This window comes from Auritidibacter ignavus, assembly GCF_003703835.1.
GTDB lineage: Bacteria > Actinomycetota > Actinomycetes > Actinomycetales > Micrococcaceae > Auritidibacter > Auritidibacter ignavus.
In genome coordinates, this window is the sequence record NZ_RDQR01000040.1 from 1 (window position 1) to 3,247 (window position 3,247).

The window sequence follows — 3,247 nt, forward strand, 5'->3', positions numbered from 1 at the left end:
AAGTACTCGCAAGCTGACCTGGATCAGATCGCCCATGAACTCAACACCCGGCCCCGGAAATGTTTAGGCTACCGCACCCCGATTGAAGCCGAACACGCCGGTGTTGCCTTGACGATTTGAACCCAAGGCGGCTTTTTTTAGGAATTCATTTTCCATTTTCAGCCGCCGGTTTTCTTCTTCTAACTCCGCTAACCGGCCGTGATCAGCAGGAGTCATCGCCTTCCCCGGCTCTGGATTCTCTTGCCTGTATTTCTTCACCCAGTTACCCAACGTGCCAGGCTTGAGCCCAAGCTCGCCGGCAACCTCGACAATCTGCCGATCCGACTGGACCACCAACTGGACCGCCTCAGCCTTGAACTGCGGACTGAACTTCCGCCTCGATGATGTTGCCACACTCTTGATCCTTCCCCATCAAGAGAAACTGACCAACATCCTTGATACACCCCACTTGTCAAGTTTGTTGTGTAGGGGATTGGGTTGAGAGGTAGGGGTTGATTCGGTCGGGGTAGGTGGCGGCGAGTTGGGCGAGGGCTTGTTTCCAGTTCGTGGTGACTTGTTCTTGCACGAGTCTGCCGGCGGGTTTGCCGCGTTCCTTGGCTCGTTCGCGGGCGCGTTTGTCCTCGATCGTGCAGAGCGCTAGCTAGATCAGTTTGACCACGGCCTCGTCACTGGGGAACTGCGTGCGGTTCTTCGTGACTTTGCCCAGCTGATAAGTTCAGCGACTCGATCGTATTCGTTGCATAGATCACCCGGCGCAGTGCTGGCGGGAATGCCAGAAATGGCACGAACCGCTCCCAGGCGTTCGTCCACGTCGTGACCGCTAACGGGTATTTCTGGCCGAGCTCAGAGGCTGCGACATCATCCAAACGCAGCCTTGGCGGTATCCTCGTTGCTTGTGGTGTAGATGGCCTTTAATGCCCGTGATACGGCCTTGCGATCGCCGTAGGCAACGAACCTGTTCGCAGCCCGGCTCAAGGGGTACGACACAGGTCTGGACGAACGAGTCCAGCCAGGTCGCTTCGATTGCCTCTGGCAGTCCGGTCAGCCCGTCGCAACAGCCGTTCGAGCCCGGCCAGCGATGGGGTCAGAGTCAGTGCCAGGACGAAGGCGATGCAGGCGAGTCACTATTCTTCCTCGACAACGGTCCAGACGCTCGATGACACCACCCACACCCGACAGACCTCGTGGAAGGAATCACCGTGCACACCCGCCAGACCTTTCCCACTCCACACCGACACTATCGCCGTCTTCAACGCCCCGTCGTTCGACGATGAACGCGAAGCGACCATTATGCTCCACGGATGTCGTCGGTAGGCAGGTTGCCACCTACGTCTACTTCGTTACCGTCCTCCTCCTGGCCACCGGAGGTGCCGGATGCTTCTCAGCCCTGCCGATTCGCGCCGCTGCCACCGGCGCACAGGCCATCACGTGGTACTGAAAGAAGCACGGCGTGAGCTACTGGGAACTGGTCGAACGCGCCGACCGCGGCCGGCGATGGGAATTGGCTGCCAATGCCGTCATCTTCAACGCTGCCTGGATCAGCGTTCGCGCCGAATGTGATGACCGGTTCCCCGCTTGTATCCGTACCCCCGTCGCTCGGCACAAATGACCCCAGCCACACCCTCATCGATGCAATCGCGGGCCTGGCCGCCGGACCAGCCGTCGCCGAGCTCTTGACTACTCGCGCCCGCCATCGCGAGGCAGACACTCCCGATGCGGATTGAGCAACACGAGCCCCTTACCCCCGCACATCACTGCACGGACACGATCCTAAATGGGGAATGGTTCCACACGCCGTTCTTGAATACCAGGTTCACGACACCCGACGAATCATCCACACGACAGAGCTCAGGCTCACACCCTAATACCGGTCCACGAGAGAAATAGCGGATACCTGCGCCAATACGTACGACAGGTTCTTCGACAGATACCACAGTCGGTGCACTGAAATTCGCTGGAATCTGCTTACCATTCACGCACAGCACCGGTGAAGCAAACATTCTCATGAACCAGCCATTCATCCAGTGTGTCTTCACGTTCACGCGTATGCGATTCATCCTCGCACCTCTTCGGCATTCGACAGTGAGCGAGGTTCCCGCACATCAAAGTGATTCCATAAGGCACAATCTTGCAGTTTCACCGTAGGCCCCGTTGCCGCAAGCACAGCTCCGATCATCACGAAAGCGAACGACCACAATCTAATCATGGCGATAAATATTCCATGAAGCAAGACGGCCAACCAGAACGCAACGGGACGCCACCGGACGGGGCCGAGCAAGAGCAACGCTATTGTAACCTCGATCAATATAGCCCCCACGTCATCAGCAGGGAAAAACAGGAATATTGACTAACCAGTCAAAGATTGGACCGAACGGACCCGGTGTACCAAACATAGGATCCAACGTAATGAAATATGCAGCAGTCCCATCCTTCCACTCAGGCACCGACGTTTTCGATATAGCAACATTCAAGTACACCCAGATTAGCTGAAAGCGCAGCAGGTGACTCGCAGCCCATGTCACCGGAAGCAACGGAGACCCACTGGAAGTTGTGGCATGCCAATGATTCAAACGACCATCAGACAACAGGACTACTGCAAGGATGACAACAACAATCTGAGAGACTGCTTCCCGCCGTCAGGCAAACTAATTGCCGGAGAGATCGATAACGTAACCCATGCATGGAGAATCCCCGTATACCTGGGAAAGACCCCGCTCAGCACGACCACTAAGCTTACTAACAACACCACTGAGGGAAACACTAGGCCAAGTTCATCGTACATTAAGCAGTATGCTTCTGCTCTGCTGTCCCCATGACAAGATGGACCAAAGGACCCCCCGTCAGTCGGAACAAAGAGTGTATCCCAATTTGTGAATAACAAGACAGACAACTGCCCTGCGGCTATCAAGGTTCGAGCTAGCGCGACATTGCGGGAGCCGGCAGGAATAACAGATATCGCCCTATCTACCTCGGAAAGCCCAGACACGGTCTTTTTCAACACTTCACGCTCAGCTTCACAATGCGCAGAGGTCTATGACTATAAGGGGTGAAGCGCCCTGGGTTTTGTTCCGTTTTCTATACGGGGCTTAGGGCTTGTGCCTGGGTCATATGGTAACTTGCTTCGGCTTCGGTCGGGGTCTGGTAGTTCAAGGCTTCATGCAATCGGGTGGTATTCCACCAGTGGACCCAGTTCATCGTTTCGAATTCCACCTCAGTAGCTGACGGCCAAGCGGGCCGAGCATAAATC

4 protein-coding genes and 1 pseudogene are annotated in these 3,247 nt (G+C 56.0%); 2 read left to right on the forward strand and 3 right to left on the reverse strand.

Features of this window, described 5'->3' with window-relative positions; all coding sequences use genetic code 11:
- Positions 1 to 63: 63 nt before the first annotated feature.
- Both DYI20_RS12015 and DYI20_RS12020 read right to left on the reverse strand, forming a co-directional pair.
- Positions 64 to 393 (reverse strand): transposase, encoded by a 330-nt coding sequence (locus DYI20_RS12015; RefSeq protein ID WP_136090213.1) that lies wholly within the window; start codon positions 391 to 393, stop codon positions 64 to 66.
- Between the two features lie 58 nt (positions 394 to 451).
- Positions 452 to 1,057 (reverse strand): annotated as a pseudogene (locus tag DYI20_RS12020) (transposase); the annotation flags it as partial.
- Between the two features lie 213 nt (positions 1,058 to 1,270).
- Between DYI20_RS12020 and DYI20_RS12425 the strand changes: the two are divergent.
- Positions 1,271 to 1,438: a hypothetical protein gene (locus DYI20_RS12425; RefSeq protein WP_158524623.1), complete on the forward strand. Its 168-nt coding sequence runs from the start codon at positions 1,271 to 1,273 to the stop codon at positions 1,436 to 1,438.
- A gap of 12 nt (positions 1,439 to 1,450) precedes the next feature.
- Entirely contained in the window at positions 1,451 to 1,609 is a 159-nt protein-coding gene (locus DYI20_RS12430; RefSeq protein WP_158524624.1) for a hypothetical protein, read from the forward strand.
- 1,466 nt (positions 1,610 to 3,075) lie between these two features.
- Here the strand turns inward: DYI20_RS12430 and DYI20_RS12035 are convergent.
- Positions 3,076 to 3,246 (reverse strand): integrase core domain-containing protein, encoded by a 171-nt coding sequence (locus DYI20_RS12035; protein WP_122549578.1) that lies wholly within the window; start codon positions 3,244 to 3,246, stop codon positions 3,076 to 3,078.
- Position 3,247: the final 1 nt, after the last annotated feature.